This is a genomic window from Natrinema zhouii, assembly GCF_013456555.2.
In the GTDB taxonomy this organism is placed as follows: Archaea; Halobacteriota; Halobacteria; order Halobacteriales; family Natrialbaceae; genus Natrinema; species Natrinema zhouii.
The window spans coordinates 3,587,586-3,613,806 of sequence record NZ_CP059154.1 but is presented as its reverse complement, the minus strand read 5'-3'; the positions used below and the strand labels follow the sequence as shown (position 1 = coordinate 3,613,806).

At 65.3% G+C, this 26,221-nt stretch carries 27 protein-coding genes; 13 read left to right on the top strand and 14 right to left on the bottom strand.

Annotated elements, in window-relative coordinates:
• Positions 1–33 precede the first annotated feature (33 nt).
• Both HYG81_RS36645 and HYG81_RS36640 read left to right on the top strand, forming a co-directional pair.
• Positions 34–894, top strand: a complete 861-nt coding sequence (locus HYG81_RS36645) for a PspA/IM30 family protein (protein WP_180841081.1) — start codon at positions 34–36, stop codon at positions 892–894.
• Between the two features lie 150 nt (positions 895–1,044).
• A complete protein-coding gene (locus HYG81_RS36640; RefSeq protein WP_180841080.1) occupies positions 1,045–1,392 on the top strand; it encodes a CBS domain-containing protein in 348 nt (115 codons plus the stop codon).
• 142 nt (positions 1,393–1,534) lie between these two features.
• Here HYG81_RS36640 and HYG81_RS36635 read toward each other — a convergent pair whose 3' ends face one another.
• Positions 1,535–2,047, bottom strand: coding sequence for an FxLYD domain-containing protein (locus HYG81_RS36635; RefSeq protein WP_180841079.1), 513 nt, complete (start codon positions 2,045–2,047; stop codon positions 1,535–1,537).
• A 232-nt stretch (positions 2,048–2,279) separates the two neighbouring features.
• On the opposite strand from HYG81_RS36635, the gene HYG81_RS36630 reads away from it, so the two are divergent.
• The 4 genes from HYG81_RS36630 (at position 2,280) to HYG81_RS36620 (ending at position 5,315) form a co-directional block, all read left to right on the top strand.
• Positions 2,280–3,332: a DUF7972 family membrane protein gene (locus HYG81_RS36630; RefSeq protein ID WP_180841078.1), complete on the top strand. Its 1,053-nt coding sequence runs from the start codon at positions 2,280–2,282 to the stop codon at positions 3,330–3,332.
• A gap of 214 nt (positions 3,333–3,546) precedes the next feature.
• Positions 3,547–4,590, top strand: a complete 1,044-nt coding sequence (locus tag HYG81_RS36625) for a DUF7972 family membrane protein (RefSeq protein ID WP_180841077.1) — start codon at positions 3,547–3,549, stop codon at positions 4,588–4,590.
• Between the two features lie 76 nt (positions 4,591–4,666).
• Positions 4,667–4,801 carry a DUF7577 domain-containing protein gene (locus tag HYG81_RS45435; protein ID WP_255647624.1) on the top strand — a complete coding sequence of 45 codons (135 nt, stop codon included), beginning with the start codon at positions 4,667–4,669 and terminating at the stop codon, positions 4,799–4,801.
• Between the two features lie 67 nt (positions 4,802–4,868).
• The gene (locus HYG81_RS36620; protein WP_180841076.1) at positions 4,869–5,315 is read left to right on the top strand and encodes an ATP-binding protein; all 447 of its coding nucleotides are present in this window, start codon (positions 4,869–4,871) and stop codon (positions 5,313–5,315) included.
• A gap of 75 nt (positions 5,316–5,390) precedes the next feature.
• Here the strand turns inward: HYG81_RS36620 and HYG81_RS36615 are convergent, their stop codons facing one another.
• The 3 genes from HYG81_RS36615 to HYG81_RS36605 all read right to left on the bottom strand — a co-directional run bounded on the left by HYG81_RS36615 (position 5,391) and on the right by HYG81_RS36605 (position 8,461).
• Positions 5,391–6,269, bottom strand: a complete 879-nt coding sequence (locus tag HYG81_RS36615; RefSeq protein WP_180841075.1) for a hypothetical protein — start codon at positions 6,267–6,269, stop codon at positions 5,391–5,393.
• A 112-nt stretch (positions 6,270–6,381) separates the two neighbouring features.
• Positions 6,382–7,440, bottom strand: coding sequence for a dipeptide epimerase (locus HYG81_RS36610; protein ID WP_180841074.1), 1,059 nt, complete (start codon positions 7,438–7,440; stop codon positions 6,382–6,384).
• Position 7,441: 1 nt separating this feature from the next.
• Entirely contained in the window at positions 7,442–8,461 is a 1,020-nt protein-coding gene (locus tag HYG81_RS36605; RefSeq protein WP_180841073.1) for an N-acetyltransferase DgcN family protein, read from the bottom strand.
• Between the two features lie 54 nt (positions 8,462–8,515).
• Here HYG81_RS36605 and HYG81_RS36600 point away from each other — a divergent pair, with 54 nt between their 5' ends.
• Together HYG81_RS36600 and HYG81_RS36595 are read left to right on the top strand one after the other, a co-directional pair.
• Positions 8,516–9,244, top strand: a complete 729-nt coding sequence (locus HYG81_RS36600; protein WP_226375981.1) for an MFS transporter — start codon at positions 8,516–8,518, stop codon at positions 9,242–9,244.
• A gap of 516 nt (positions 9,245–9,760) precedes the next feature.
• Positions 9,761–9,955 (top strand): hypothetical protein, encoded by a 195-nt coding sequence (locus tag HYG81_RS36595; RefSeq protein WP_180841072.1) that lies wholly within the window; start codon positions 9,761–9,763, stop codon positions 9,953–9,955.
• Positions 9,956–9,982: 27 nt separating this feature from the next.
• On the opposite strand, the gene HYG81_RS36590 is transcribed toward HYG81_RS36595, so the two are convergent.
• Both HYG81_RS36590 and HYG81_RS36585 read right to left on the bottom strand, forming a co-directional pair.
• A complete protein-coding gene (locus tag HYG81_RS36590) occupies positions 9,983–10,912 on the bottom strand; it encodes a Vms1/Ankzf1 family peptidyl-tRNA hydrolase (RefSeq protein ID WP_180841071.1) in 930 nt (309 codons plus the stop codon).
• A gap of 29 nt (positions 10,913–10,941) precedes the next feature.
• Positions 10,942–11,334, bottom strand: coding sequence for a DUF5802 family protein (locus HYG81_RS36585; RefSeq protein ID WP_180841070.1), 393 nt, complete (start codon positions 11,332–11,334; stop codon positions 10,942–10,944).
• A 689-nt stretch (positions 11,335–12,023) separates the two neighbouring features.
• On the opposite strand from HYG81_RS36585, the gene HYG81_RS36580 reads away from it, so the two are divergent.
• Positions 12,024–12,878, top strand: coding sequence for a hypothetical protein (locus tag HYG81_RS36580; protein WP_180841069.1), 855 nt, complete (start codon positions 12,024–12,026; stop codon positions 12,876–12,878).
• Between the two features lie 89 nt (positions 12,879–12,967).
• The gene (locus HYG81_RS36575) at positions 12,968–13,627 is read left to right on the top strand and encodes a metalloregulator ArsR/SmtB family transcription factor (RefSeq protein WP_180841068.1); all 660 of its coding nucleotides are present in this window, start codon (positions 12,968–12,970) and stop codon (positions 13,625–13,627) included.
• 98 nt (positions 13,628–13,725) lie between these two features.
• On the opposite strand, the gene HYG81_RS36570 is transcribed toward HYG81_RS36575, so the two are convergent.
• The gene (locus HYG81_RS36570) at positions 13,726–14,370 is read right to left on the bottom strand and encodes a DUF456 domain-containing protein (RefSeq protein WP_180841067.1); all 645 of its coding nucleotides are present in this window, start codon (positions 14,368–14,370) and stop codon (positions 13,726–13,728) included.
• 82 nt (positions 14,371–14,452) lie between these two features.
• Between HYG81_RS36570 and HYG81_RS36565 the strand changes: the two genes are divergently transcribed.
• Complete coding sequence (locus HYG81_RS36565; RefSeq protein ID WP_180841066.1) at positions 14,453–14,662, top strand: hypothetical protein; 210 nt, start codon at positions 14,453–14,455, stop codon at positions 14,660–14,662.
• Positions 14,663–14,748: 86 nt separating this feature from the next.
• On the opposite strand, the gene ppsA is transcribed toward HYG81_RS36565, so the two are convergent.
• The 4 genes from ppsA to thiC form a co-directional block, all read right to left on the bottom strand.
• The gene (gene ppsA / locus HYG81_RS36560; protein WP_180841065.1) at positions 14,749–17,088 is read right to left on the bottom strand and encodes a phosphoenolpyruvate synthase; all 2,340 of its coding nucleotides are present in this window, start codon (positions 17,086–17,088) and stop codon (positions 14,749–14,751) included.
• A 294-nt stretch (positions 17,089–17,382) separates the two neighbouring features.
• Positions 17,383–18,282 (bottom strand): PhzF family phenazine biosynthesis protein, encoded by a 900-nt coding sequence (locus tag HYG81_RS36555; protein WP_180841064.1) that lies wholly within the window; start codon positions 18,280–18,282, stop codon positions 17,383–17,385.
• Between the two features lie 73 nt (positions 18,283–18,355).
• On the bottom strand, positions 18,356–19,696 hold the full coding sequence (locus tag HYG81_RS36550; RefSeq protein ID WP_180841063.1) for an alpha/beta hydrolase family protein: 1,341 nt from the start codon (positions 19,694–19,696) through the stop codon (positions 18,356–18,358).
• Between the two features lie 107 nt (positions 19,697–19,803).
• The gene (thiC, locus tag HYG81_RS36545; protein ID WP_180841062.1) at positions 19,804–21,249 is read right to left on the bottom strand and encodes a phosphomethylpyrimidine synthase ThiC; all 1,446 of its coding nucleotides are present in this window, start codon (positions 21,247–21,249) and stop codon (positions 19,804–19,806) included.
• Between the two features lie 160 nt (positions 21,250–21,409).
• On the opposite strand from thiC, the gene HYG81_RS36540 reads away from it, so the two are divergent.
• Positions 21,410–22,108, top strand: coding sequence for a phosphoribosyltransferase (locus HYG81_RS36540; protein WP_180841061.1), 699 nt, complete (start codon positions 21,410–21,412; stop codon positions 22,106–22,108).
• A 48-nt stretch (positions 22,109–22,156) separates the two neighbouring features.
• On the opposite strand, the gene HYG81_RS36535 is transcribed toward HYG81_RS36540, so the two are convergent.
• Positions 22,157–22,798, bottom strand: coding sequence for a class I SAM-dependent methyltransferase (locus tag HYG81_RS36535; RefSeq protein WP_180841060.1), 642 nt, complete (start codon positions 22,796–22,798; stop codon positions 22,157–22,159).
• A gap of 258 nt (positions 22,799–23,056) precedes the next feature.
• The gene (locus HYG81_RS36530) at positions 23,057–24,499 is read right to left on the bottom strand and encodes an MATE family efflux transporter (protein ID WP_180841059.1); all 1,443 of its coding nucleotides are present in this window, start codon (positions 24,497–24,499) and stop codon (positions 23,057–23,059) included.
• Between the two features lie 162 nt (positions 24,500–24,661).
• On the opposite strand from HYG81_RS36530, the gene mtnP reads away from it, so the two are divergent.
• On the top strand, positions 24,662–25,522 hold the full coding sequence (gene mtnP / locus HYG81_RS36525; protein ID WP_180841058.1) for an S-methyl-5'-thioadenosine phosphorylase: 861 nt from the start codon (positions 24,662–24,664) through the stop codon (positions 25,520–25,522).
• 1 nt (position 25,523) lies between these two features.
• Here mtnP and HYG81_RS36520 read toward each other — a convergent pair whose 3' ends face one another.
• Positions 25,524–26,144 carry a DUF8108 domain-containing protein gene (locus tag HYG81_RS36520; RefSeq protein WP_180841057.1) on the bottom strand — a complete coding sequence of 207 codons (621 nt, stop codon included), beginning with the start codon at positions 26,142–26,144 and terminating at the stop codon, positions 25,524–25,526.
• Positions 26,145–26,221 lie beyond the last annotated feature (77 nt).

Sequence of the window (26,221 nt, the reverse complement as noted above, 5' to 3'; positions counted from 1 at the left end):
GTTTTTAAGGCCGGGGAACGATACGTAGCGAATATGGGCATCCTCTCTCGGGCTTCCTACGTCATCCGGTCGAAACTCAACTCGGTACTCAACCGGGCCGAGGACCCGACCGAAACGCTGGACTATTCGTACGAGCAGATGCGCGACCAGCTCCAGCAGGTCAAACGGGGAATCGCCGATCTCACCACGCAGAAAAAGCGCCTCGAGATGCAGAAGCGCCGCCTCGAGGAAAACGTCGAGAAGCACAACGGGCAGGCCCGGACGGCGGTCCAGCAGGGCCGGGAAGACCTGGCGCGACAGGCCCTCGAGAAGAAGAAGACGAAGATGAACCAGATCGAGGACCTGGAGCGTCAGATCTCGGACCTGCAGGGACAGCAAGACCGGCTGATCGAACAGAAAGACGAGCTCCAGAGCCGCATCGAGGAGTTCCGGACCAAGAAGGAGACGATGAAGGCCCGTCACGAGGCCGCCAAGGCCAGCTCGACGGTCTCCGAAGCGATGACGGCCACCGGCGAGGAGTTCGAAGACGTCGGCCGCGCCATCGAGCGCGCCGAAGAACAGACCGAGGACATGGAGGCCCGCGCCGCCGCGATGGACGAACTCCACGAGTCCGGCGCGTTCGAGGACGTCCTCTCCGACAAGGACACCATCGACCGCGAACTCGAGCAGCTCTCGACCGACAGCGGCGTCGAGGCCGAACTCGAGACGCTCAAATCCGAGGTCGGGGCGGACGAGTCGGAGACGGCGGTCGAATCCGAGACCGAGTCCGAGACGACGGCCGACTCCGATGCCGAAAGCGAGGTCGACGAGGAGGAACTCATGGAGCTCGAGGGCGAGGATCAGGAAGACGTCGAGGCCGAACTCGCAGAGTTACAGGACGAAGAGAACTCGTAAGCGCCATCCGCTGACGCCAGCGGGTTAGGGTGAAGCACCACGTCAGTCCGCCGGCAACCTGCGTCCATCATAGTTTCCCGAGAGCGTACCGATTCTGTTTTTTTGGAATGGAGAGAAACGGTTACCATCGTTCGTGAGCAAGCGTTCACTATGAGCAACGAGTCGCCGTTCGAGTCCATCTCGCTGACCAATCAGGTGGTTCTGCTCGGGGTCGCCAAACTCGCCAGCGAGGACGAGACGCCGGTCCAGACGCACGAGCTTCGCCGACACTGCCAGCGCCACCTCCCGGAGGTCGACACGGAGGTCGTCGGCACGATCACCGAGGCCGACGTCATCCGGTCGCTGTACAGACTCGAGGACGAGAATCTCGTCGACGAAGTCAATCCGACGGAAACGTCGCCGACCGGGAAGGGACGGCCGGCGTATACGCTCGCCGTCAGCGTCGAGAGGGTCTACGAACAGGTAGCCGACGAACTACTGAACGGGTCACCCGACTGATCGCGGTTCGGCGCCGTCTCGTTCGGGCTCGTTCAGCGACGTCTTCTCCTGTCGGCGACTCGGGGCGTCTCGCTCGTGTTGGTATGAGGTGATCCGGAGCCATACTACGTGTGACGGCCCGAAACGGCCCGACTCGGGACCGTCAGGAGGGCGTTCCCAGAACGGTGATATCGTAGCTAGCGACGTCCGACGGTGCCTCGAGGACGATCACCTGGAACTCCCAGGTCGAGCCGCCGTTGAGGTCGCCGGTGCTGGCCAGATATCGGCCGAGCATGTTCCCGGCGTCGTCGTAGACGCGCGTCCGTACTTCGACGGTCTGGATCCGGTCGCTGCCCGTGTTTTCGACGGTTCCCTGAATCGTCGAGCCGAGATAGCCGCTCTCGACGACGAACTCGTGGCTGCGCAGCGAGATCGGATCGAGCGGCGTCACTGAACTGCTCGGTTCCTGTTGAGCGAGCGACGACGCCGTGGTCATCTCGCTCGCCGACCGATTCGAGGCGTTGCTCTCGTTGATCCCGCTAACGGTACCGTCCTCGTAGGTCGGCTGGCCGCCGAGACCGTCCTGACTGCCGAGACAACCCGCGGCTGCGGCCGCGATTCCCGTACCCAGTGTCGTGAGTACTCGCCGTCGGCTCGTTGGATCCGACCCGGTCATCGCCGTCGAGCGTTCGTCTGCGAGTTCGTTCCGTCACCGTGCATGTATCGGATCGACACTGCGGACGCATTTCAGTGTAGCCCTTGAAGGGCGGGTCCTCGCATCACCATCTGTCGATAACGGGCCGGCCGTTCGCGGTCACCGCGCTTCACTGTGTCGAGCCGACAAAGACCGTACGCTGGCGGTGTCTGCAACGACGGCTCTTATTGTCGGGTCGGTTGAACGTGTCGCTATGGGGTCTTCCGAGACCGACGAGACGCTCGAATCCTACGGTGCCGATATCGGGGCGCAAGCGGGGTTGTTGACGCGGTTCCGCGAGTGGTTCCTGGTCAAAGGTAACCGATTGACTGTCGCAGCGGCGGTTTCGCTCGCTATCTTCGTTCTCCTCGTCGGGCTGTACGAACTCGGTGTTATCACCTTCGTCAACCCGAACTCCGTGACGCGCGTCGCCAGCGGGATGATCGCGGGCACGTTCTCGCTCGTGACGCTGGTCGTCTCGGTCAACCAGCTCATCCTCTCTCAAGAGTTCAGTGCAGCGGGCAAGGCCCGCGAGCGACTCGACGGGGTCATGGAGTTTCGGCAGGCCGTCGCGGACGACGCGGCCGTTCCCGCGAGCCCGGCGTCGCCCACGCGGGTGCTCGAGTTGATCGTCGAAGCGATCCATCACGACGCTGCCGGGCTCGCCGACGCCGTCGCGACTCACGACGACGACGAGCTGCGCGAAACGGTCATTCGGTACACGAATAGCGTTCAGAAACGGACGGATCAGATCGAAGACCGAATGGAGCGATCCGAGTTCGACACGTTCTCGGCCGTTTCGGCGGCGATCACGTACGACGAGTCCTGGCATCTGTACGTCGGAACCCACCTGCGCGGCGAGTACGCGGACTCACTGTCGCCGGCCGCGATGGATCGACTCGACGACCTGACCGAGTCCCTGGAGCTGTTCCACGTGGCTCGAGAGCAGTTCAAGACAACCTACCTGCAACAGGAGCTCACCCGATTCTCGCAGCTCACGGTGTACTGTGGCGTGCCGTCGATCCTGTCGGCGATCCTCGTCGGCCTCCTCTACGCCGACGTGACCGGACCGAGCGTCAGCGCCGCCGTGCTCCCCTACGTCGTGAGCGTGCTGATTCTCATCGTGCTCTCGCCGCTCGCGTTGCTCGTCTCCTATATCCTCCGGACCGCGACCATCACGCGCCGAACCGCGTCGGTCGGTCCGATGGTCCCCCAGAAGGGTCCCGAGGAGGGGCCGTTCGACGTGAGCTACGGTGACGCCGAGTAGCTACAGTTTGTCGAAACCGAACCAGTGAACGGCGGTCGTACAGCCGCACATGACCTTGAGGCATACTGTGCGGAAGTGCGATCGGGCGTCACACGATGTTGCGGTGCGGGTAGCGTCACGCGATAGTGCGGTCAGCGTCGGGAACGCGCCGTCGGCTCGTCGTCTGCCGGTCGACACGCTTTTGCCCACACTCGTGGTCGGTTCAGGTCGCCGAATGGATACTTCGGATTCGAACACCGACGAGAGCGGCGGATCGGCCGAACACGACCAGCTGAACGGTCCGCGCCTCTATCTCCTGTTGCGTCTGAACCGCTGGCTGTTCACGGGGATCGTGCTCGCGATCGTCTACGGCGTCCTCGTCGGACTCAGCCAGATCGGTCTCACGCCGCTGCGCGTGATCGTCGCGTCCAGCAACGGTACCTTCTGGATCTTCTCCGCGTTCATCGGCGCGATCATCACCGGCACATCCATCGTCGTTACGATCAATCAGCTGGTGCTCTCCCAGGAGCTCGGCGCGGTTGGCGACCAGCGCGAGCGAATGCAGGAGGCAATGAACTTCCGCCAGGACACCGAGGACGAGCTCGAGGAAGACGTGACTCCGCCGGAGCCCGCGGGGTTCCTCTACGAACTCGTCGATGGAATCGAGGACGAAGCGACCGACTTCGAGTCGGCGGTGGCGGACGATACCGACCTCAGCGACGAACTCCAGGAACGGATACGCGACTACGCCGACGACGTGACCGGCAATGCCCGGACGGTCAAGGAGAACCTCGAGGACGCGCAGTTCGGCACCTTCGAAGTGATCTGGAACGCGCTCGCATTCAACTACTCGCGGAAGATCTACGACGCTCGCCAGATCCGTGCCGATCATGGCGAGGAACTCTCGGACGAAGCCGACGAGGAAATCGACGAGATGATCACCGTTCTCAAGCTCTTCGGCCCGGCGCGCGAGCACTTCAAGACGCTGTACTTCCAGTGGGAGCTGATCAACCTCTCGCGGGCGCTGCTGTACGTGGCGGTGCCGGCGCTGACGGTGATGGGGCTCATGCTGATGTACGTCGACGCCAACGCGCTCCCGGGGACGACGCTGGGGGTCGACAACCTCGTCTGGCTGACCAGCGCGGGCTTCGTCGTCGGCATCGCGCCCTTCGTCATCTTCATCGTCTACATCCTCCGGATCGCGACCGTCGCCAAGCGGACGCTGGCGATGGGGCCGTTCATCCTCCGGGAGTCCGCGCGCGACGAGGATCTCGGCTGAGGGTGACGGCCTGCGCTCGACGGCACTTGCAGACGGTGGCCCAGTCGGTATTCGTTTCGAGTCCGAATCGATCGGTATGTCGACCGCGTCCGAGACAACGGATCGGCAGCGGTGTTCGGTCTGCGGGACCGAAAACGACCCCTTCTACACCTACTGCCGGCAGTGTCTCGCGGCCCTCGAGTCCGAGACGACGGGTTCGTCGATCGTCTGAAGGGGCTCTTCGCGACCTCTCGTCGCGAATCCCACGACGGATATAGCCCCGGCTGTTACCGGCGTGCGTGATCGTCGTCATCTGCGGGCCGCCGGGTGCCGGAAAGACCACCATCGCGACCCGCGTTCGCCGCCGACTCGAGGAGCGGGACCGCCCGGTCCGGCTGTTCCACTCCGACGACTTCTCGAGTCGCACCTACGAGCAACTGGCCGAGCAGGTCGCGGCGGCTCCCGCGGACGGGATCACGATCGTCGACGGCACGTTCTACCGTCGGGAGTGGCAGACGGGGTTTCGGACGCTCGGCGACGTTCGGTTCGTCCTCGTGACCGCGAGTCTCGAGACCTGTCTCGAGCGCAATCGAGAGCGAGCGGAGCCGATCGCGGAGCAGGGCGTTCACGTCGTCTACAGGGAGTTCGAAGCGCCGGACGCCGACCTCGAGATCGATACCGATCGGTGCGGACCCGACGAGGCGACCGGACGGGTCGTGGCTGCACTCGAGGCCTGGCTCGAGTGACGGCTCATCGCGGTCGAGCGCGCCACCACCTGCGCGAGTGAGTTCGCCGGCTCGTTGCGGTCCGTCGGACGGAGGTCACAGTCCGAGGTCGATGCCGAAGGGACCGGGCAGGGAGAACTCGTCGGGGGTTCGCTCGGGGACGAGGCTGTTCGGAAGCACGTCCCAGCCGAGTTCGTCCTCCCCGGGGACGGCGTCGGTATCGAATTCGGGATCGTCGGCGGGCGACAGCTCGCGATCCTCCTGCGGGGGCGCGTCGTGCGTATAGACGCTCTCGGGGTGATCGACGGCCCAGACGTGGAGCATACAGGGGGTTCGACAGGGGAACTCGAGGTCGCCGCCCTCGAACTCGCGTTCGTAGGCCTGCTGGTAGTACCACCAGCCGAATCGCCCCGGGAGGCCGGTGTGAGCGTGCCACGGCGAACACCGGTCCGTGGACTCGCTCGCGCCGTAGACCGCCGGCGGCTCGGTCGGTTCCCCACCGCGCGTCGCGATGAACATGACGCCCATCGACCGCCACGATTCGTTGTCGACGAGGACCGATTCCGGCCGCTCCGGGTTCAGAACGTCGTCGTCACCGATGAAATCCGGACTGAGCCAGTGCGACCAGCTGTCGTCCCCCGTCTCGAGCGTATCGAAATACGGCTTGAACCCCGCGTCGATCAGCGCGTTCGCGTCGGGAAACCGGCTCTCGAGACTCTCGGCGACCCCCGACCGGAGTTCGGTCGTCGCCGGATGGTCGTCCGCACACCCTTCCATACTCGTCCCCTCGCAGTGTGCCATTCCGGGCTCGAGGGTCGCGTCCGGGCATCCCTGATCGAACCGCGGTGCGACCGCTGGCTCGCCGCCGTCCTCATCGGCTCGCGCGCTGCCGACCGCCGAGAGCGCGACCGTCCCGGCCGACGCCCGCAATAGCGCCCGACGGGACACGGGAAGATCGCCGTCACTGTCGTGCATACCACACGTCCCACACCGACGACCGATATGAAACCCCGTTGGTGGTCGCGCTGACAGTCGTCGCCGGTGACCACTCGACCGGTCTCGGAGGCCGACGCTCGAACTCCCGCACTCAGTCGAATTCGGACTCGAGGACGGCGCCCGTCCCCGGCCGCTCGAGGCCGGCGAGATCGATCCGACCGTCGGGCATCGGGACGCCGTCGGCGGGGTCGTCGGCCAGCAACAGCGAGCCGTCGAGGTCGGCGTAGTCCAGCAGCGGGGCGAGGTGACAGGCCGCCGCGATCGAGGCGTCGGATTCGGTCATACAGCCGTACATGACCTCGAGGCCGTGAGCGCGGGCCGCGTGGATCATCCGCTTGGCTTCCAGCAGCCCGCCGCACTTCATTAGTTTCAGGTTCGCGATGTCACAGCGGTCGGCGATCCGTGGAATATCCGCGAGCGTCACGCAGGACTCGTCGGCGGCGATCGGCAGCGCCGAATGCTCGTAGACGAACCGGAGCCCCTCGGGGTCTTCCGCGGGGACCGGCTGTTCGACAAACGCGAGATCGAACCTGGCGAGCCGCTCGATCTTCGAGACCGCCTCGCGGGGCGTCCAGGCCTCGTTCGCGTCGACGAACAGCCGGACGTCCGGCGCGACTGACCGGATCGTCCGGACGATCTCGAGATCGCGGTCGGTGCCGAGCTTGACCTTCAGCGTGCCGTACCCGCGCTCGAGCGCCGTCTCGGTCTTCTCGCGCATCGTCTCGAGGTCGTCGAGTCCGATGGTGTAGGACGTCTCGAGCGTCTCCGCCGGATCGAGTCCCCAGTAGCGATACAGCGGCTCCTCGAGCCGTTTCGCGACGAGATCGTGAAGCGCGATGCTCACCGCGGTGCGGGCCGACGGATTCCGTCGAACGGTCTCGCGCAGCTCCCGTTCGATCCGCTCGAGTTGGTGAGGATCGCCGACGTCCTCGACGACCGCCAGCAGGTCGGGCAGGACGGCTTCGACCGTCGCGGCGGTCTCGCCGTAGTGAGCGGACGGCGCGGCAGCGCCGATACCAGTTAGGCCGTCGTCGGCCGCGTCTCCGATCCGAACGAAGACGACGTCGGTCTCGGTCGTCGTCCCGCGGGCGATCCCGAAGGGGTACTCGAGGGGCAGCGAGCGCCGTTCGAAAGCCGTCTCGAGGGTCATCTCAGAGTACCGCCTCGAGCAGTTCGTCGGTCCCGAAGCGGATCACGTCGGTCGCGGGTGCGCCGAGCGCGTCGGCGTACGCCGCGACCGCCTCGCGGGCGTCCTCGTCGTCCTCGAGACCGGCGGTGTTTATCGCACCGGCGACGACCCGACTCTCCGCGACCGGTTCGGCGACGCTCTCGTAGAGATCGACGTAGGTGGGGACCGACGGCAGCGAGAACGACTCGTAGCCGTGGATCGCCTCCCGGCCGGCCTCGTGACAGAGCACGAGCGTATCAGCCATCGAGCCGTGGAGGATTCCCAGCGTGACCGGTGAGTACGCCGGGTGGACGATGCTGCCTTGGCCCTCGACGAAGAGGTAGTCGTGCTCGTTTCCTTTCTCGAGGATCATCTCCTCGACCGCGCCCGCGGTGAAGTCGCTGACGACGCGGTCGATCGGATTGCCCCAGCCCTCGATCATGATCCCGGTCTGGCCGGTCGGGATCACGGCTGCGTCGTGGCCGGCCGCGCGGGCGTCTCGAGCGAGCTCCATCGTCGTCGTCATCTTGCCGACCGAGCAGTCGGTGCCGACGGTGAGGATCACCTCGGCGTCGACCTCGCTCGCGACGCCCTGGCTGACCGTGAGATCCGCCGGCGGCTTCCGAACGTCTCGGATCTCGCAGTCGTTTTCGGCCGCCAACCGGGCGAACTCCTCGTCATTGGCGAGGAAGGAGTGAAGCCCCGATATCACGTCACAGCCGTTCTCGAGGGCCGTTCGGACGTCTTCGCGCCAGCTCTCGTCGAAGCCGCCGCCGATCGGGGCGATACCGATCAGCAGGGCGTCGACGGCGTCGGGCTCGAGGGAAGCCATCTCGGCGACGATCGGCGCGTCCTGGACGTCGGGGACGAAATCGCCGACCCGGTGACCGGCACGGTCTCGGTCGAGGACGGCGACGATGTCGTGGTCGGCGTATCGGAGGACGCCGAGGGCGGTCTTGGCCCGATCGGGAAACTTCTCGTGAGCGAGGATTGCGATGCGCATACCCGGAAATGGACGAGGGTGTACTTGAACTCCCGGTTGACGCCACCGGTAGCGGTGAGTCGAACCGATGAGTCGACGATCGCTACTACTTACCTGTTCGCGTTCCAGGGACGGACGATGACGGATCGCTGGCTCGACGCGTGGGGACTCGATTCGATCGCATTCGGCGGGGCGTCCCTGCTGGTCCCGCTCTACATCGTCGAACTCGGCGCAACGCCGGTCCAGCTGGGTGTGCTGGCCGCGACGGCCGCCGGCGTCGCCGCACCCGGGGCGATCGCGTTCGGCCGGCTCGCGACCCGACTCGAGCCGGCGATGACCACGTACTTCGTCGCCGGAGCGTTCTTCTTCACCGGCTCGGCCGCCTTCTGGGCACCGCTCCCGCTGTTTCTGACCGACGCCGGCTTCGATTCGGGACAGGTGTTCGCGCTCTATCTGGCCTCGAGCCTCGGCTCGGCGGTCTGTTACGAGGTCGCAGGCCAGCTCTCGGGGCGGTACGACGTTCGGCTCCTGCAGACCGGCGTCCTCGCCGCGAGGGGGGTGCTGTTCCCGGTGACCGTCGCCGTGGCGGGGCTGGCTGCGACCGTCGCCTTCGGCGCCGCCGGGGCTCCGCGGAGAGGCACTCGGAGCCTACGTCGCGCTGGGAGCGATCGGCGGCGCACTCGGCGGCGTTCTCGGCGGGTGGGTCGCCACCATCGGCTACACCGTCGCGTTCGGCGTCGCCGGCGGACTCGTCCTCCTCGGTGCGGCGTTAGTCGTCTCGCTCGAGGCGCTTTCGGACGGTGATCGCGCCGTGACAGCGCCGTCGGAACCTAAGCCCGGTGCTGAGACTGTCGATGAGGGGCTCGCAGCGACGGCAAATCACGACGAATAACAGGCCGATATCGGCTGCGCTGCCGGTGATACGGCTCGTTCACGCCACGGCTTACGGAAAGGGTAGCACGTTCGTCGTCGTCAGTTCGCCTCGAGGGCACAGGAGGGACTACAGAAACCGCGCTGGGCCGCGTTGGCATCGGGGTATGCCGTGAATGCGTCGCCACACTGTTCGCACGTGACGGTTTCGAAGTCGGACATACTCGGTTCGAGTATTCGTTCTCGGAGCGGAAAACATATTTGACCGATACACTCGCTAACACGTCACTGCCGCGATTCGTCGGACCGCTCTCGATCGACTGTTTCGCTCACGTCATTCGTTGACAGTACTGTTTCGCTGCCTGCAACGGCTGCCGGGAGCCAATCGACTCGATATCGCGGAATCAACGGTCGGTGCGCTTATGTGGCTCTCCCATGGCCAATGGTAACATGAATGGTGTCCTGAACGAGACGACGAACAAGATCCATCAACACGAATCCGGCCGTTCTGACTTCCAGACGACCTGCGGGGCGACCTCCCACGTCGCTCACGACCACCTCCGACTGGTCCCCGTCGAGCAGGCGGTCAGTGACGTGGACGCGAACAGATGCGGTCGCTGTTTCGACGACGGCGGCGGCTACTGACGGTCAGACATCGTCCGAATTACGCGCTCACAGCACCCGTAGCTCTGTCGTCCAGAAGGAGTGGACGGCGTCCGCGAGCGCCGGCTTCGGATCGCCGGTCGCGTCGACGGCGGCCGTCGCGGTCGGCTCGAGTCCCGATTCGTCGACGAGCGCGTCGACGGTGCCACGCTGGCCGACGAGGAAGAGCGGCGTGTCGGCCCGCTCGCCCCCGGATTCGTACGCGGCCAGCGCGTCACGACAGCGCTCGAGGTGCTCGTCGATCTGTCCGTCGCGGATCCGCTCGAACCGGGCCTGCGAGAACCCGCCCTTCGAGTGGCTGCCCTTGACGTCGCTCTCGAAGCCGCGATAGTCGACGCGCTCGTCGTCCTCGTAGACGCCGAGGGCGAACAGATCGGTCCGGACCAGCGCGACGGCGTGTCGGCCGGTCGGTAGGAACCACTCGCGCTCGAGGGCGAACCGGTCGCGCCAGGTCGCGCCGATATCGGGGGTGATCGGCGGCTCGAGCGTCACCGCGAGCAATCCGGCGTCGTCGACGCAACACAGACACGGTGCGGCTTCCTCGGCGAGCGCGACCCGATCGCCGAGTACGTCCTCGAGATCGGCGCGGACGGATTCGGGAACCGCGTCGTCCACGCCGGCGGTGAGCGCGCCTTCAGGACCCGTTCGGATCGACGTCAGCCGATCCAGAACCCCCTCGAGACGGGGACCGCGAAGCTGATCGCGGCGTCGGACTGTCAGCCCGCTCTCGTCCGTGTCCACTCGCTCGAGTTCGCCCTCGAGCTGGGCGATCCGATCCTCGAGCCGGTTGACGCGCTCTTCGGCGTCCTGTCGTGCGGTAGCGGCGTCGGCTCGACGCTCGGATTCGGCCTCGTAGCGATTTTGCAACCGCTCGTTTTCCGCCTCGAGTTCGTCGATGCGTTCCCTGAGCGACGCGCGGCCGAGCAACCTGTCGAGCATCCGGCCGAAATCGGGAAGCGAGGCTACTTCTAGGTTCCGGCGTTGGGCGACTCATCATCGGTCGGCCCGGTATCGCCGGTTCGGAAGCCGCCGGCGAACGAGAGCAGCTGGCGGGCGCACTCGCGCCGGGCCAGAAACACCTCCCGGAGCGAGGGCGGGTTCCGGACGTCGGTCCCCTCGAGCATCGATTCCGGTATCGCGAGCGTGTTCGTCGGGACGGCGTCCGCACCGTGAACCGGGAAGTGGCTGGTCTCGAGTTTCATCACCAGCGGTGTGTCGAGGCGCTCGAGGCCGTCACCGGTGGCGTACACTTCCTCGTTGATGCGTTCGTGTTGCTCGCTGTGCATGAGTGCGTGATCCCCGTCGGTCGGAGTCACGTAGAGACGTCCGAGATAATAGCTTCGCGAAAACACCTCGAACATGGTATTTGATACCAAGGGACGGCGTGATATAACTGTTGGCAGGTAGGTTTAAACAGACGCGCTATCAATGCGTTCTCCGCCCGCGATTGCTGAGTAAGGTTTCGTTCTCGGTAGCAAACACGTACTGTCGGCTGTCAGACGGTAGTTACAGTACTCACTGACCGTCCATGCACACTCAGTTGCACGACGAGAGCGCGGTTCGGAGCGGCGCGGTTCGGAGCGAACACAGTGAGCGAGAACCGCGGGGACGCGAACGGTGAGCGAAGCGAGCCGTGAGCGAGCACCGTGAATGAGGACCGCAGACGGTGCGGTCAGTGTGTGAATCGTTTCGGTGAGGACGAGAGGAGGAATCCCGTTGCTCGAGTTTCGACCGCCGTCACAGGAACTCGTAACGCATCCTCACCGATTGTAGCGGGTGATTATGACGTCCCTCCGCCCGTTATGGGTGATCGTGACGTCTCCTCATTCATCGCAACAACCAATTCACGCTTCACTCTCCAAATAAAACGGTTTGAACCATCCGCTAAACACTGCTGAATCGGGGTCGCGAAATCGTCTGCCGAGCAGAATTATCACGACCACTCCACCCGCCGTGAACGCTCAGCACGGATCTCAGCGGTTCATCAGTCCGATTAAACGGTTCGAACGAAGGTTCTCCTTTTAGTATAGTCACGGAGTCGACACAGACGATGAAACGCACGCGGTCGGTTGCCCTCCTGGTGGCCCTCACTATCGTCGGACTGGCGATCGCGAGCGGTGTCGCCGCGAGCACGTTCACTGCCGCCGATGCCGACGGCTCTCAGTCGGTCTCGACGAATGCGTCCGTCGGGACGGTCATGCAGGCGAGCGCAGCCGAGACGGAAAACGGGGTTGAGTCGGGGATGTTCGAAGCGGCCTACGACCGCGCCGACAACGAGAGCCGGGCGGCGATCGCCAGCGAGCGATCCGACGCGCTCGAGGCGAAATTAGCGTCCCTTGAGGCCGAGCGTGTTGCCCTCGAATCCCAACGCGGGGATCTCTCCACGGGAGCCTACCGATCGCAAATGGCCAGACTGACGGTCCAGATCGCCAGCCTCGAGCGCTCGATCGAGCGAACCGAACAGCGCGTTGATTCGGATCGCCTCGCGGCGCTTCGAGGGAACGCCACTGCGATCCGAGAGAGCGCATCGGCGCAGGCCGGTCCGGGGGTCGCAGCGGTCGCCCGAGGAATGGCCGGTGACGGGCACCCCGGAAATGGCGCAGGCCCGCCTGACGATCGCGCCGGTCCCGGCAACGATCAGTCGGCGAAAAGCGGGTCCGATACCGGATCACCGGGAGCAAGCCCCGGTGAGAAATCGACGGGAAACGGACCGGATAAGGGAAACGGTTCTGAGGCGGCTAACGGGCCCGATGAGCAGTCGGCGAACGGACCGGATACTGGAAACGGACCCAATAAACAGCCGACGGACGCAACGCCGGCCGATTCTGGCTCGCCGGGCGACCACCCAAACGGTGGGTCTGGTACCGGATTCGGGACGCCAGATGAGGCCAACGCTGACGACTGAGCCGCCGGAACTCCATCTCGAACCGTCGCCGATCCCGAGCGTATTGCGAGCAGACACGCTTTTCAGCGCCGATCACTAACCTTCCCTCGATGGACTCCGCCGCGTTGTTGGATTTACTGGGGAACGAGAACCGAAGACGGATCCTTCGGTTGCTCGCCCGCAAGCCGTGTTATGTCACCGAAATCTCGGAATATCTCGGCGTGAGTCCCAAGGCGGTCATCGAACACCTGCGAAAACTCGAGGAAGCGGGCCTGATCGAGAGCCGGGTCGACGACCAGCGGCGGAAGTACTTCCACATCGCCCGCAACGTCCGACTCGAGGTGACCGTTTCGCCGTACGGGTTCGCGAGCAAGAGCGCCTATCCGGCCAACAGTAGCTTCGATATCACTACCTGCCGGCATCTCTCCCTCGATATTTCGTGGGACGAAACCGGCGATCTCGACGAACTGCTCGCCGTGTTGGAGGATCTGGAACGGCTCGAAAACGAGCTGTCGCTGGCCCAGCGATGGGTGCAGGGCCGGCTCAACGACGTGTTCGATAACATCTCCGAGACCATCGGCGCTGGCCCGGAGAGTCGGATTTACGCCGACCTGCTCGCTTGCGTCCGTTCGGAGCCGAAATCAGTTGGTGAGATCAGTGAAGAGATCGATGCGCCCCGCGAAGTCGTCACCGAGTTACTCGAGGTGATGGCCGACAACGGGGTCGTTCGCCGGACCGAGCGCGGCTGGGAGTTAACGACGAACGGCTAGTTCGAACGGACTACTGGAAGTCGTTTTCGGCGAAACCGCAGGATGGTCCAATCACAGGACGGTCGCAGTTGCGCCGGGAACCGTTACAGCGATCCGTCTCAGTCGATATCCTGCGAGAGTCCGTCGCGGAGGTCGCGGCCGAAGTAGTAGCCCACGACGGACGCGAGGAGCCCGACGGTCGCGCCGACGGCGATGAGCGATTGCCCGGAGCCGACGGCGGTGAGGACGATGTTGCCGAGGACCGCCGCGACCGCGCCGACCGAGACGCCGGCGGCACTCATCTCGAGATAGCGCCGCTTCGACGCGAGGAGCCCAACGGTGAAGGCGACGGTGAACATGCCGATCATGCGGCCGGCGAACGGCAGTACGGTCGTCCCGGCCAGGACGCCGGCACTGAGCACGCCGACGAGCGCGACGTATGCCTTCGGCGAGAAGTACCGCCCGAGCGAGAGCCGTGACGTGACCGGTGAGAGCCACGAGCGCGACGTGCCGGTGTCGGACTCGACACCGGATTGCTCGTCGGATTCGGGCTCGGCGTCCTGCATGTAATCGAACCCGGTGAGTGAATCCGGGCCTGTGTCGCCGCCCGCTGCGCTCGGCGAGGTACCGCCGGTCTCGGGCGACCCGTCGTCGATGTCGACGCCCGACTCCGAGAGCAGTCGATCCGTCTCCTCGAGGAGGTTGTCGGTCGCGGGGGCGTCCGACTCCCGACTCTCGGTCACCTCGTCCGAACGGTCGCTCATGCTCAAACTGAGGTCGGCCTGCATCATGGACCTTTCCCCGTCTGGCCGCAGGCTATACGGTGGCGGCCATCCCACCGACCCTATGACCTGGGCCGCGACGGCCGCGTTCGGACTGCTCTCCGTCGGGACCGGCGCGTTCATTTACGTGCTCGTGGCGAATCTCGAGCCTCAGCCGGAGTATCCGGAGCTGATGACGGACCTGCTCCGGTTCTTCGGGATCGCAATCGCGGTTGCGGCACTCGGGATCGGGCTGGTCTTTCTCGTCGCCGCTGGCTATGCGTATACGTGGTGACAGTATGTGCACATGTGACGGCAGCATGCGTACACGTGGCGACAGTGTCGGACGCTGTTCGTCCGAAAAATCAGTGAACGCGACCGTTAGCGAACGGAGTCGAGCAGGAGCTTCTGTTCGACCCGCTTGACCTCGTGTTGGACGTCGCGGACGGCGTCGATGTTCGCCGAGATCGAACTAATTCCTTCGTTAACGAGGAACCGCGCCATCTCGGGTTTGGAGCCGGCCTGGCCGCAGATACTCGTGTCGACATCGTGTTCGCGACACGTCTCGATGACGTCGCCGATGAGCCGCAAGATCGCGGGGTGGAGCTCGTCGAAGCGGTCGGCGACGTGCCCGTTGTTACGGTCGACCGCGAGCGTGTACTGAGTCAGATCGTTGGTCCCGAAGGAGGCGAAATCGATGCCCGCTTCAGCCATCCCCTCGACGGAGAGCGCGGAGGCAGGCGTCTCGATCATCGCACCCCAGCGGCGCTTTTCGGGATCGATTCCCGCCTTCTTCATCAGCTCCTTGGCCTGATAGATGTCCTCGGCGTCGTTGACCAGCGGGAACATGATCTCGACGTTGTCGTAGCCCAGCTCGTAGAGCCGGCGGAACGCCTCGAGTTCGTGGGCGAAGACGTCCGGCCGATCGAGCGAGCGCCGGATGCCCCGGTAGCCGAGCATCGGATTGTGCTCGTCGGGCTCGTCTTCGCCGCCCTCGAGCTGGCTGAACTCGTCTGTCGGGGCGTCGAGCGTGCGAACGCGGACGGGACGCGGATAGAACTCGTCTGCCACACCGCGAATTCCTTCGACGATCTCCGTGATGTAGGCGTCCTCGCCGTTTTCGTCGATGAACTTCGCGGGCGTCTGATTCAGCGAGAGGATCATGTGCTCCATGCGGAGCAGGCCGACGCCGTCGGCACCCGTCGCGGCCGCGCGTTCCGCGGCCTCCGGAATGGAGACGTTGACCTTCACCTCCGTCGCAGTCATCGGTTTGACCGGCGACTGCGGGCGGACCTCCTCGACGGGTTCGGTCTCCTCGTCGGGTTCGACTGCCGATCCCTCGAGGACGGAGCCCTTGTCGCCGTCGAGCGTGACGACCTGCCCGTCCTCGAGGACGGTCGTCGCGTTGGTCGTCCCGACGATGGCGGGAACGCCGAGCTCGCGGGAGACGATGGCGGCGTGGCTGGTCATGCCGCCCTCGTCGGTGATGATGCCCGAGGCTCGCTTCATCGCGGGCACCATGTCGGGCATCGTCATCTCGGTGACGATGATGTCGCCCTCGCTGACCTTGTCGAGGTCGTCGAGCTTGATGACGATCCGCGCGGGGCCGCTGACCGTTCCCGGGCTCGAGCCGAGCCCGTCGACGAGCACGTCGCCGGTACCGCTCGAGTCGACCGTGTCGGCGTTGCCGGCGTCTGCGGCCTGGACGCTACCGCTGCCGTCAGTCAGTCCCTTCGCGGCGTCGACGCTCCCGGTCGGATCCGCGGCGTCGCTCTCGCTCTCGTCGATCGTCGTGATCGGGCGCGACTGGAGCATGTAGACATCGCCATCGACGATGGCCCACTCGACGTCCTGGGGCTCGCCGTAGTGGTCTTCGACGCGCTCGCCGAGGTCCATGAGCGCGTCGATCTCGTCGTCGGAGACCACGCGCGCATTTCGCTTGTCTTCAGGTACCTCGCGCTCGACGGTCTTGCCGGTCGCCTCGTCTTTCTCGTGCATCACCTTTTTCTCGGCGATGGTGACGTCCATCGACCGGTCCTCGCGATCGATGACGTAGTTGTCCGGCGAAACGGCACCGGAGACGACGGCCTCGCCCAGCCCCCACGCGGCCTCGATGATCATCGTCGCGTCGCCCGTCGAGGGGTGGCTCGTGAACATCACGCCCGATTTCTCGGCGTCGACCATCTGCTGGACGACGACCGCGATGTTCACCGCGGAGTGATCGAACCCTTGCTCCTGACGGTAGTAAATCGCTCGCTGGGTGAACAGCGAGGCCCAACACTCCCGGACGCGGTCCAGCAGGTCGTCCTCGGTGACGTTGAGGAACGTTTCCTGTTGTCCCGCGAAGGAGGCGTCGGGCAGGTCCTCGGCCGTCGCGGAGGATCGAACGGCGACGAACGCCTCGCCGTTGCCGACCTCGCTATAGCTCTCGAGGATCTCCGCGCGCAGTTCGTCGGGGAACGGCGTCTCGAGAATGAGTTCCTGCGCGTGATCCGCGGCGTCGGCCAGCGCGGCCGAGTCGTCGACGTCGATGTCGACGGCCGCGAACAGTTCCTCGTCGATTTCGGCCTCTTCGATAAACGATCGATAGGTCCCGGCGGTTACGACGAACCCCGGTGGGACGGGTAGCCCCGCGCCCGTAAGCTCTCCGAGGGAAGCACCTTTACCGCCGACCGTCTCGAGGTCGCCGGCACTGATCTCGTCCAGCCAGAGTACAGCCATCTCTAGTGAGGTGGTCACTGGACCGAATAAAGAAGGTTGCGAACGGTCGCTCTTAATCCCAACTCGCGACCGAATGAACGTTCCTAGTAGTAGCAGAACGCGCTCAGATGCAATCGACGCTTCTCAGCCGTGAGCTGGGGGTGTACGACGGGGAACGGGGCTGTGATCCGCAGAACGAAATTCTATAACTGAGTTCGATTGTGTGGTCTGTTTTCGACCCAGACTATCAGGTTCCAGCGAAAGACGACATCGGGAATGGCATGACGTCGATCCGCTCGCCTGTCAGGATCGGCCTCAGGCCTCGAGGATCTCGTCCTCGTCGTCCGCCGGGACGACGATCGAGCCGTCGAGGGCGGTCACGCCCCGCCCGCCGACGCGGACCGCGTCGTCGAGTCGAACGCGGACCAGGCCCGGGCGGTCGACGTAGTGGCCCTGCTCGAGGCGGAGCTCCTCGGGCAGGTCGTCGTCGAACGCGCCGAAGTGATCGAGGTACGCACAGACGGCCCCGCTCGCGGTGCCGGTGACGGGGTCCTCCGGGACGCCGGCCCCCGGCGCGAACATGCGACCGTGGAGCGTCGATCCGGGCTCGAGCGCGTCGAAAGTAAAGAGATAGATACCCGCGGCGTCGACCGCGTCGGAGAGGGCCTCGATCGCGGCCATATCGGGCTCGGCGTTCCCGACGTCCGAGAGGTACGTGATCGGGGCGATCAGGAACGGGAGGCCGGTCGAGGACACCGCGAGCGGGATGTCGGCGCTCGCGCCCTCGAGCGCGGCCGCATCGACGCCGAGCGCGTCGGCGACGCGGTCGTAGCCGACGTCGACTTCGCGGATCGTCGGCTCGTCCTGCGTCATCCAGACCGTGCCGTCGTCCGCGACCTCGATCTCGAGGACGCCGACGTTCGTCTCGAGCGTCGTCGTTCCGGGCTCGAGACCCTCGTCGTGAAGGTGGGCGAAGCTGCCGATCGTCGCGTGCCCGCAGAGGTCGACCTCCTGTGTGGGCGTAAAGTACCGAACGCGACGGTCGGCGTCCTCGCTCGAGCGGAGGAACGCCGTCTCGCTGACGGCCATTTCGGCGGCGATCGCTCGCATCTGGTCGTCCGAGAGGTCGTCCGCGTTCGGAACGACACCCGCCGGGTTCCCGGTGAGCGGTTCGTCGGTGAAAGCGTCGACTTGCAGGACCCGAATCGTCTCCATACGACGTGCGTGGTTCGACTGGCGTATGAATCCTCGGTCGTCGGGTTGGCCGAAGCGCGCGTCGACGCACCGATTACAGGTCGGCGATCCAGTCCGCGAGATCGGTGACGACTCCCTCGGCGACGTTGTTCCGAACGGCGTACGCGAACTCCACCGACGGGCCGTCACCCGGCATGAACAGGTGATCGAGGTCGTCGTAGGTCTCGAACGCCACAGTCGATTCCCCGTCGAGTTCGGACCGCCACCGCTCGAGGTCGTCGGCCGCGGTGACCTGGAAGTCGCGCTCGCCCTGCAACAGGTATAGCGGAACGTCGACGTCCGCCGCGGTCCCCAGGTGATCGTACGCCGCGAGACTGTTCCAGAAGGCTCCGGGTTTCCCGAGCAGTTCGTCTCCCGACTCGTACTCCCCCGCTCGAACCTGATCGATCTCGTCGCTCCACCGCTCGTAGATGCGCTCCAGTCCGCCCCACTCGTGGTCGCCCACCGATACCTTGTACTCGAGTTGCTCGAGCGTCAGCTCGTGGTACGGACGCGCCGGCGCGGCCAGTCCGCCGACGCCGGCGAGATTCCCGTCTCGAGCGGCGATCCGCGGTGTCGCCGTCCCGCCGAGACCGTGCCCGACCGCGACGATTCGGTCGGCGTCGACGCCGTCGACGGTCCGGAGTCGCTCGGTCGCGACGAGCGCGTCGTCGACGGTGACGTGATCGAGGGTGTGGGCACTGGGTTCGACCTCACAGGTGGGAAGCCGTTTGTCGTATCGAAGGCTGGCGATGCCCCGCGTGGCGAGGCCCTCGGCCAGATCCCGAAACGGCTCCGAGCCGCCTCGGTCGCTGTTCTTCGTTCCCGCGCCGGCGCCGTGAACGAGAACGACGCCGGGGACCGCCTCGTCCTCGGCTGCGGGTGTCGTCACGATTCCGGGGAGCGAACAGTCCTCGACCGCGAGCGTCACGTCCCGTTCGGTGACTGCACTCGAATCGACGTACGACGGTCGCTCGTACTCGTCGACGACGCCGCAGTCGACGAGACGAGACTCCCTGTCGACGAGCGTTCGACAGACGTGGTCGCCGCGGTCGAACGACAGCGTCAGATCGACCGCGGAGATGCCGTTTTTCGTCGATACGTCCGTGTCGACGAGTTCCGCATACGTGCCGCTCACCGCGCCGTATCCCATCCAGAGGCGCTCGAGTCGGGCGGGGTCGCCGCGTTTGTCTCGTTCTCGCTCGACGAATCGCTCGCTCGCCCGCTCGAACCGCTCGTTCGCGAGATCGTCGACGAACGCCGCCGCCGCGTCTTCCTCGTTCTCCGGGCCGTTTTCATCGCCCGTCTCCTCGCCGAGCAGGCCGGCACAACCGGCCACTGCTGACGCTGTCGCCGTCGATACCGCTGTCAGTACGGTCCGTCGTCGAGGTGCCATCGATACCGAACCGACCACGGTTTGTCAGATAAAGACGAGGTGGATTCTCTGTGACTGTATTCGACGTTGATATTCGAAGGCGTCCGCGACTCACGGCCAGTCGCGGATCAATCGTCTCCTGTTTCCTCGAGCGGATCGCCGTGTTCGTGGTCCGCCATCGGCGGCAGATTGCCAGATTGGTGAGTCCCGACGGGCGGCCGATTTACGTCCGCGGCGGGCGAGGACTCGAGGTCGGTCCGCTCCTCGCCCTCGATCGCTTCCATCTCACCAATATCGCGCGTATCCTGATCGATCCGCATCGAACAGAACTCTGCACCGCACATCGAGCAGAAGCGGGCCTCCTTGTAGTTGTCCTCGGGCAGCGTCTGGTCGTGGAACGACCGGGCGCGGTCGGGATCGAGCGCGAGGTCGAACTGCTCGCGCCAGTCGAACTCGTAGCGGGCCTCCGAGAGCGCGTCGTCCCAGTCGCGAGCGCCGGGGCGTTCGTTCCCCACGTCACCGGCGTGGGCGGCGATCCGGTAGGCCGCGAGGCCGTCGCGGACGTCTTCCTCCTCGGGGAGGCCGAGGTGTTCCTTCGGAGTGACGTAACACAACATCGCGGCACCGGCCTGGGCTGCCATCGCGGCTCCAATGGCGCTGGTGATGTGGTCGTAGCCCGGCGCGATGTCAGTGACGAGCGGCCCGAGCACGTAGAAGGGCGCGCCGTCGCAGACTTCTTGCTGTCGCTCGATGTTCTCCGCGACTTTGTGCATCGGGACGTGACCCGGCCCTTCGACCATCACTTGGACGCCGTGATCCCGGCCGATGCGAGTGAGTTCGCCCAGCGTGTCGAGTTCGGCGTACTGGGCCTCGTCGCAGGCGTCTGCCAGACAGCCCGGTCGCAGGCTGTCCCCGAGGCTGAACGTGACATCGTGTTCGGCGAAGATCTCGCAGATTTCGTCGAACACCTGATAGAGCGGATTCTGCTCGCCGTTTTCCTCCATCCACTTGGCCATGATCGAGCCGCCTCGAGAGACGATTCCCGTCTTCCGGCCGTCGGTCAGCGGGAGGTGTTCCGCGAGAATTCCCGCGTGGATCGTCATGTAGTCGACGCCCTGTCTCGCCTGCTTTTCGATAATCTCGAGCAGCAGGTCTTTCGTGATATCCTCCGGGCTGCCGGCCCGCTTGACCGCCTCGTACAGCGGGACCGTGCCGAGCGGTATCGGCGAGTGTTCGATGTGGGCTTCTCGAATCTCGTCCAGGTCGCTCCCGGTTCCCAGGTCCATCACCGTATCCGCGCCGTAGTGGACCGCGGTGTGGAGCTTCTCAAGTTCCGTCTCGAGGTCGCTGGTCGTTTCACTGTTGCCGATGTTGGCGTTGACCTTCGTCGCGAACTCGCGGCCGATGATCATCGGATCGAGCGCGTCGTGGTGACGGTTCGCCGGAATCACGGCCTGCCCCGCGGCGACCCGTTCGCGCACGAATTCCGGACCGCGGTTCTCTCGCTCGGCGACGCGTTCCATCGCGGGCGTTACTGTCCCGTCACGGGCGGCCTGGATCTGTGTCTGCGCCATCAATAACTAGGTTGTACCACTAATTAATAAAGAGCAGGATGCCGCTCGCTGGGTCGTAGTAATCCGATATATTGGGTGGCCGCAACTACCATCGAACGCGTGACGGTTTCAGCTACCTTAAGGGGGTTGCGCCACAGCCTCACGAGTAGGTGGCCATCAGATGTCCGACCTACCGGACGACTTCGACTGCACGATAACCAACTGGGAGTATATTTACGGCCTCTGTCGGGACGTCGCCGACGACGTTCGCGACGACGCGTTCGAGCCGGACGTCGTCGTCGCACTGGCCCGCGGCGGCTGGTTCGCGGGGCGGTGTCTCTGTGACTTCCTCGGGCTGGACGACCTGACGAGCCTGAAGATGGAACACTACGTCGGCACCGCCGAGAAGTCTGGCGAACCGACCGTCCGCTACCCGATGCCGGAGGGGAGCGTCGAGGGCAAGGACGTCCTCATCATCGACGACATCGCCGACACCGGCGGCTCGATCCAGCGCGCCTACGAGTACGTCGACGATCGCGACGCCGGCGAGGTCCGAACCGCAACGTTGCAGCTGCTCGGCACCAGCGAGTTCCAGCCCGACTACGTCGGTGAACGCCTCGAGGAGTGGACCTGGGTCGTCTACCCGTGGAACTTCATCGAGGACATGGTGGACCTGATCTCCAGTGCGATGGAGAAGGCCGACCAGGAGAGCTTCACGAACGACGAGATCCGTCACTTCCTCACCGAACACCACGGCATCGAGCGAATCGAGATGGAGATCGCCCAGCCCGACCGGCTCTCGGAAGTCTTGAGCGAGATGGAACGGCGCGAACTGCTCGAGTCGGCCGATTCGGACGAGTGGAGACTCGCAACTGAATAAGCGGACGGTCGCTCACGTCTACTCGCGCTCGCATTCGTCGCGAGACGACTACTCGTTCTCCGTTTCCACCGGTTCCTCGAGTCGACCGGCGAGATACAGCCAGTGCTCGTCGTCGACGAGCGTCTCGGTACTCTCACGCTCGTCGACGACGGCGAATCCGGCCTCGCGCAGCTGGGTTCGCGTGGCCGCCGCGCCAGCCATGTCCCACTGCATTTCGACGCCGGTCTCGAGCCAGTCCGGGTTCTCACCGGTCCACTCCCCCGGGGCCTCGGAGAGCAGCACTCGGCCGCCGGGCCGCAGGACCCGAGCGAACTCGTCGAGGACTGCCCGGTGATCATTGAGAGGAATGTGAATCAGCGAGTGGAAGGCGATCACGGCATCGAAGACCCCGTCGGAGAACGGCAGCGTCACCATGTCCCCCTGAACGAAGGCCGCCGCCGGGGCGTTCGCCGCCGCCAGCGCCAACTGTTCGCGCGAGAAATCCGTGCCGACCGCGCTCCCAGCGTCGCTCACCCGCCGCAGAACCGGCATCCCTTGGCCGCAACCGACGTCGAGAACGGTCGGCGAGTCGGAAAGCGACTCGAGCACCGCCTCGAGGACGTCCATCTCGGTACCGCCCTCGGATCGCTCCGCAGCGTACGTTTCCGCCACGGCGTCGTATCCCCGACGAACGACATCCTTGTCGACCATCGCTGAAAGATACCGAGCCCTCGTTGTTCAATCTTCGTTCCGATTTCTATCAGCTGTGGTCTCCGCTCCCCGCCTGCGCCACACCGACACCGTGTCCGTTCTCAGTCCTCGGATTCGAACTGGATTTTACGAACAGAACTCCGGCGTGCTTACACTCCCTTCTCGTGTGACGTTTACGATGCGCTCGCGGACGAATAATCCCGTTTCTGGCGATTCTTCGCCCGCGAATGTATGGCTCGGGACCGGCGTCGGTTGCCGTCACTCCGCGACCGATTCGGTTTCACTCGAGCCCGTCTGTTCCGCTTCGGCGCCGTCCCCATCGACCAGCGCCCCCTTCCACGTGCCGCGCGAAAACCACGCGACGGCGGCGATCGCACCGACGATATCGCCGATCACGACGCCCGTCCAGATGCCCGTCGTCCCCCAGTCGGCGACGAAGACGAGATAGGCGGTGACGGGGACGCGCACGATCCAGAGCCCGAGTACAGCGAACGCAAGCGCCGTCTTCGTGTTGCCGGCCCCGCGGAACGCCCCTTGGACGACCTGCAGGACGCCCATGAAGGCGAAGCCGACCGCGGCGAAGCGAAGGTAGGTCACGCCGTAGTCGATCGTCGCCGCTTTCCCCGCCGCGTCAGCCGTGACGAACACCGAGACGAACGGCTCCGGAAAGAGGAACGCGAATATACTGGCCGTGAACATGACCGCGCCGATCACGCTCGCGGCGATCCGGACCGCCCTCGCCGCCCGGTCGGGGTTGCCCGCACCCAGGTTCTGGCCGACGATCGAGTCCGTCGCCTGCCCCAATCCCATCGCCGGCAGGAAGGCCAGCGAGATCAGCCGATTTCCCAGGCCGTAGGCCGCGACGACCGCCGGCGGGAACGTCACGACGATCGCCGTCATCGCGACGAGGGCGAGGGCGGTCATCGACTGCTCGAGCGCCGTCGGGACCCCCAGTCGCGTGATCTTCGCGACGTACTCCCGTCGCGGCCGGAGGTGGCTCGCCCGGATGTCCGGCCCCACGTCGGTGTAGTACAGCAGGTAGAACCCGATCGCCGTCGCGAGCCCCCTCGAGATGAGGGTCGCGACGGCGGCCCCCTCGACCTCGAGGCGGGGGAACGGACCGACGCCGAAGATGAACAGCGGATCGAGCGCGACGTTGAGGACGACGCTGACGAGCATTACGCGCATCGGCGCGCGCGTGCTGCCGTAGCCGCGCATGAGCGCGACGAAGACGAAGAAACCGAAGAGGAAGGGGAGCCCGAGGAAGAAGATGCGGAGGTAGCCGGCCGCGAGCGGGATGATCTCGGCCTGCGTCGCGGCGTCGGCGGGCAGAGCGGCGAGCAGCGGCCCGGTGGCGAAAAAGCCCAGAGTACTCAGGCCGATGGCGACCAGCGAGACGAACGACAGCGTCTGGCCGGCGATCAGTCCGGCGTCGCCGCTCTTCGCGCCGGTGTGCTGGGCGATCAGGATCGCACCGGCCGTCGTGAAGCCGCCGCCGACCGCGATCAGCAAGAAGAGGATCGGAAACGCGAGGCTCACGGCCCCGACCGCGTCGGGCGAGAGCGCCCCCAGCCAGAAGGTGTCGCCCACGTTGTAGGCGACCTGCAGCAGCTGGATGACCACGAGCGGCCACGCGAGCCGGATCATCGGTCGAACGAGGGGGCCGTCGGTGAGTGTTCCGTCGGACGATTCCGTAACCATAGCCGAAGCAAGACGGCGGCCCTACTTGGGCTCTCGTGAGTCATGATAACGTCGGACACCGAACACGAACGACGACGCTGTTCGCCCGTCGACGGATCCGGTCCCGTGGCGGTCAGGAGTCGAAACAGGAGCTTTAGGGGACTGGTCCGCGCACGTTCCGCCATGACAATCGGCGTTATCGGCGGCAGCGGCATCTACGACGCATTGCCACTCGAGAACACCCGCAAAGAGGAGATTTCGACACCGTACGGCGAGCCGAGCGAGGCGGTCACCCTCGGCGAACTCGCCGAGCGAGACGTCGCGTTCCTCCCGCGTCACGGCGAGAACCATCAGCATCCGCCGACCGACGCGGCCTACCGGGCGAACATCTACGCACTCAAATCGGTCGGTGTCGACCGGGTCATTGCCACGAACGCGGTCGGCAGCCTGCGCGAGGACCTGCCGCCGCGGACGCTCGTCGTTCCCGACCAGATCTTCGACCGGACCAAACACCGCACGCCGACTTTCTTCGGCGACGGCATGGTCGTCCACATGGGCTTCGCCGATCCCTACTGTCCGGAGATGGTCTCCCACCTCGCGGAATCGGCACGGGAAGCGACCGACGACGGAACGAAAACCCAGGAAGACGGCACGTACGTCTGTATCGAAGGGCCGCAGTACTCCACCCGGGCCGAGAGCGAGTTCTACCGCGACCAGGGCTGGGACATCGTCGGCATGACCGCCATCCCGGAGGCCAAACTCGCCCGCGAGGCCGAGCTGAGCTACGCCACCGTCGCCGGCGTCACCGATTACGACGTCTGGAAGCAAGACAGCGAGGTCACCCTCGAGGAGGTCCTCGAGAACGCCGCGGCCAATCAGGACGCGATCAACGCGGTCGTCGAACGCGCCATCCGAACGATGCCCGAGGATTTCGAGAGCGAGGCCTGGAGCGCGCTCGAGGGGACGATCAACACGCCACAGGAGGCGATCCCCGAGGAGACGCTCGAGCGCGTCGACCTGCTGGCCGGCGACTACCTCGATTGAGTCAGTCGAACGCGCGTTTGAGCTCCAGCGCGGTCGTCTCGTCGTTCCGGTCGACCCGGCGGACCCGATCTACCTGAAGGGGTTCGCGGTCAGCGCTCGTTGCATCGTATTTCGATTCCGTCTCCCGGTTCCGGTTCGGTCCCATTGGTTCGGCGCGAGTCGGTGTCGGTTCCGACGCCGGTGCTCGATCGGGACTGCCGCGTGAACCGACGCCGTTCTCGATCGTCACGCAGTCGTCACAGAAGTCGTTGCTCCCCCACTCGAGGGTGTGGAACGGCACGCCGAGAACGACGAGCTGCCGGGCATAGCGGCGGTGGGTACCCGATTCCGCTAACACACCACAGCGGACGCAGTGTCGTCGACCGGTTTCGAACGGTTCCTCCTCGAACCGATACTCGATTCCGAACGTATGGGCCGGATACAGCGGGAGACGGCTCACGAGGAGGAGTCCGACGAGAACGAACAGGAAGCACACCGCCGAGACCCACATCGCGACTGTCGGCTCGAACCGGAACAGCGGCCCGATCATGGCCCCCGCGAGGAGGGCGATTGGCAGCAGCTTCCGAACCAGCGCGAACGTCTCGACGCGACTGCGAAAGAGCACATCGTCCGGCCTCGTCATCGACTCGAGGTTTCGCCGGTGCGGGCTAAACGCTTGTGGGCGCTCGAGCCATTCCCAAGTCGGTACGGAGAGTTACC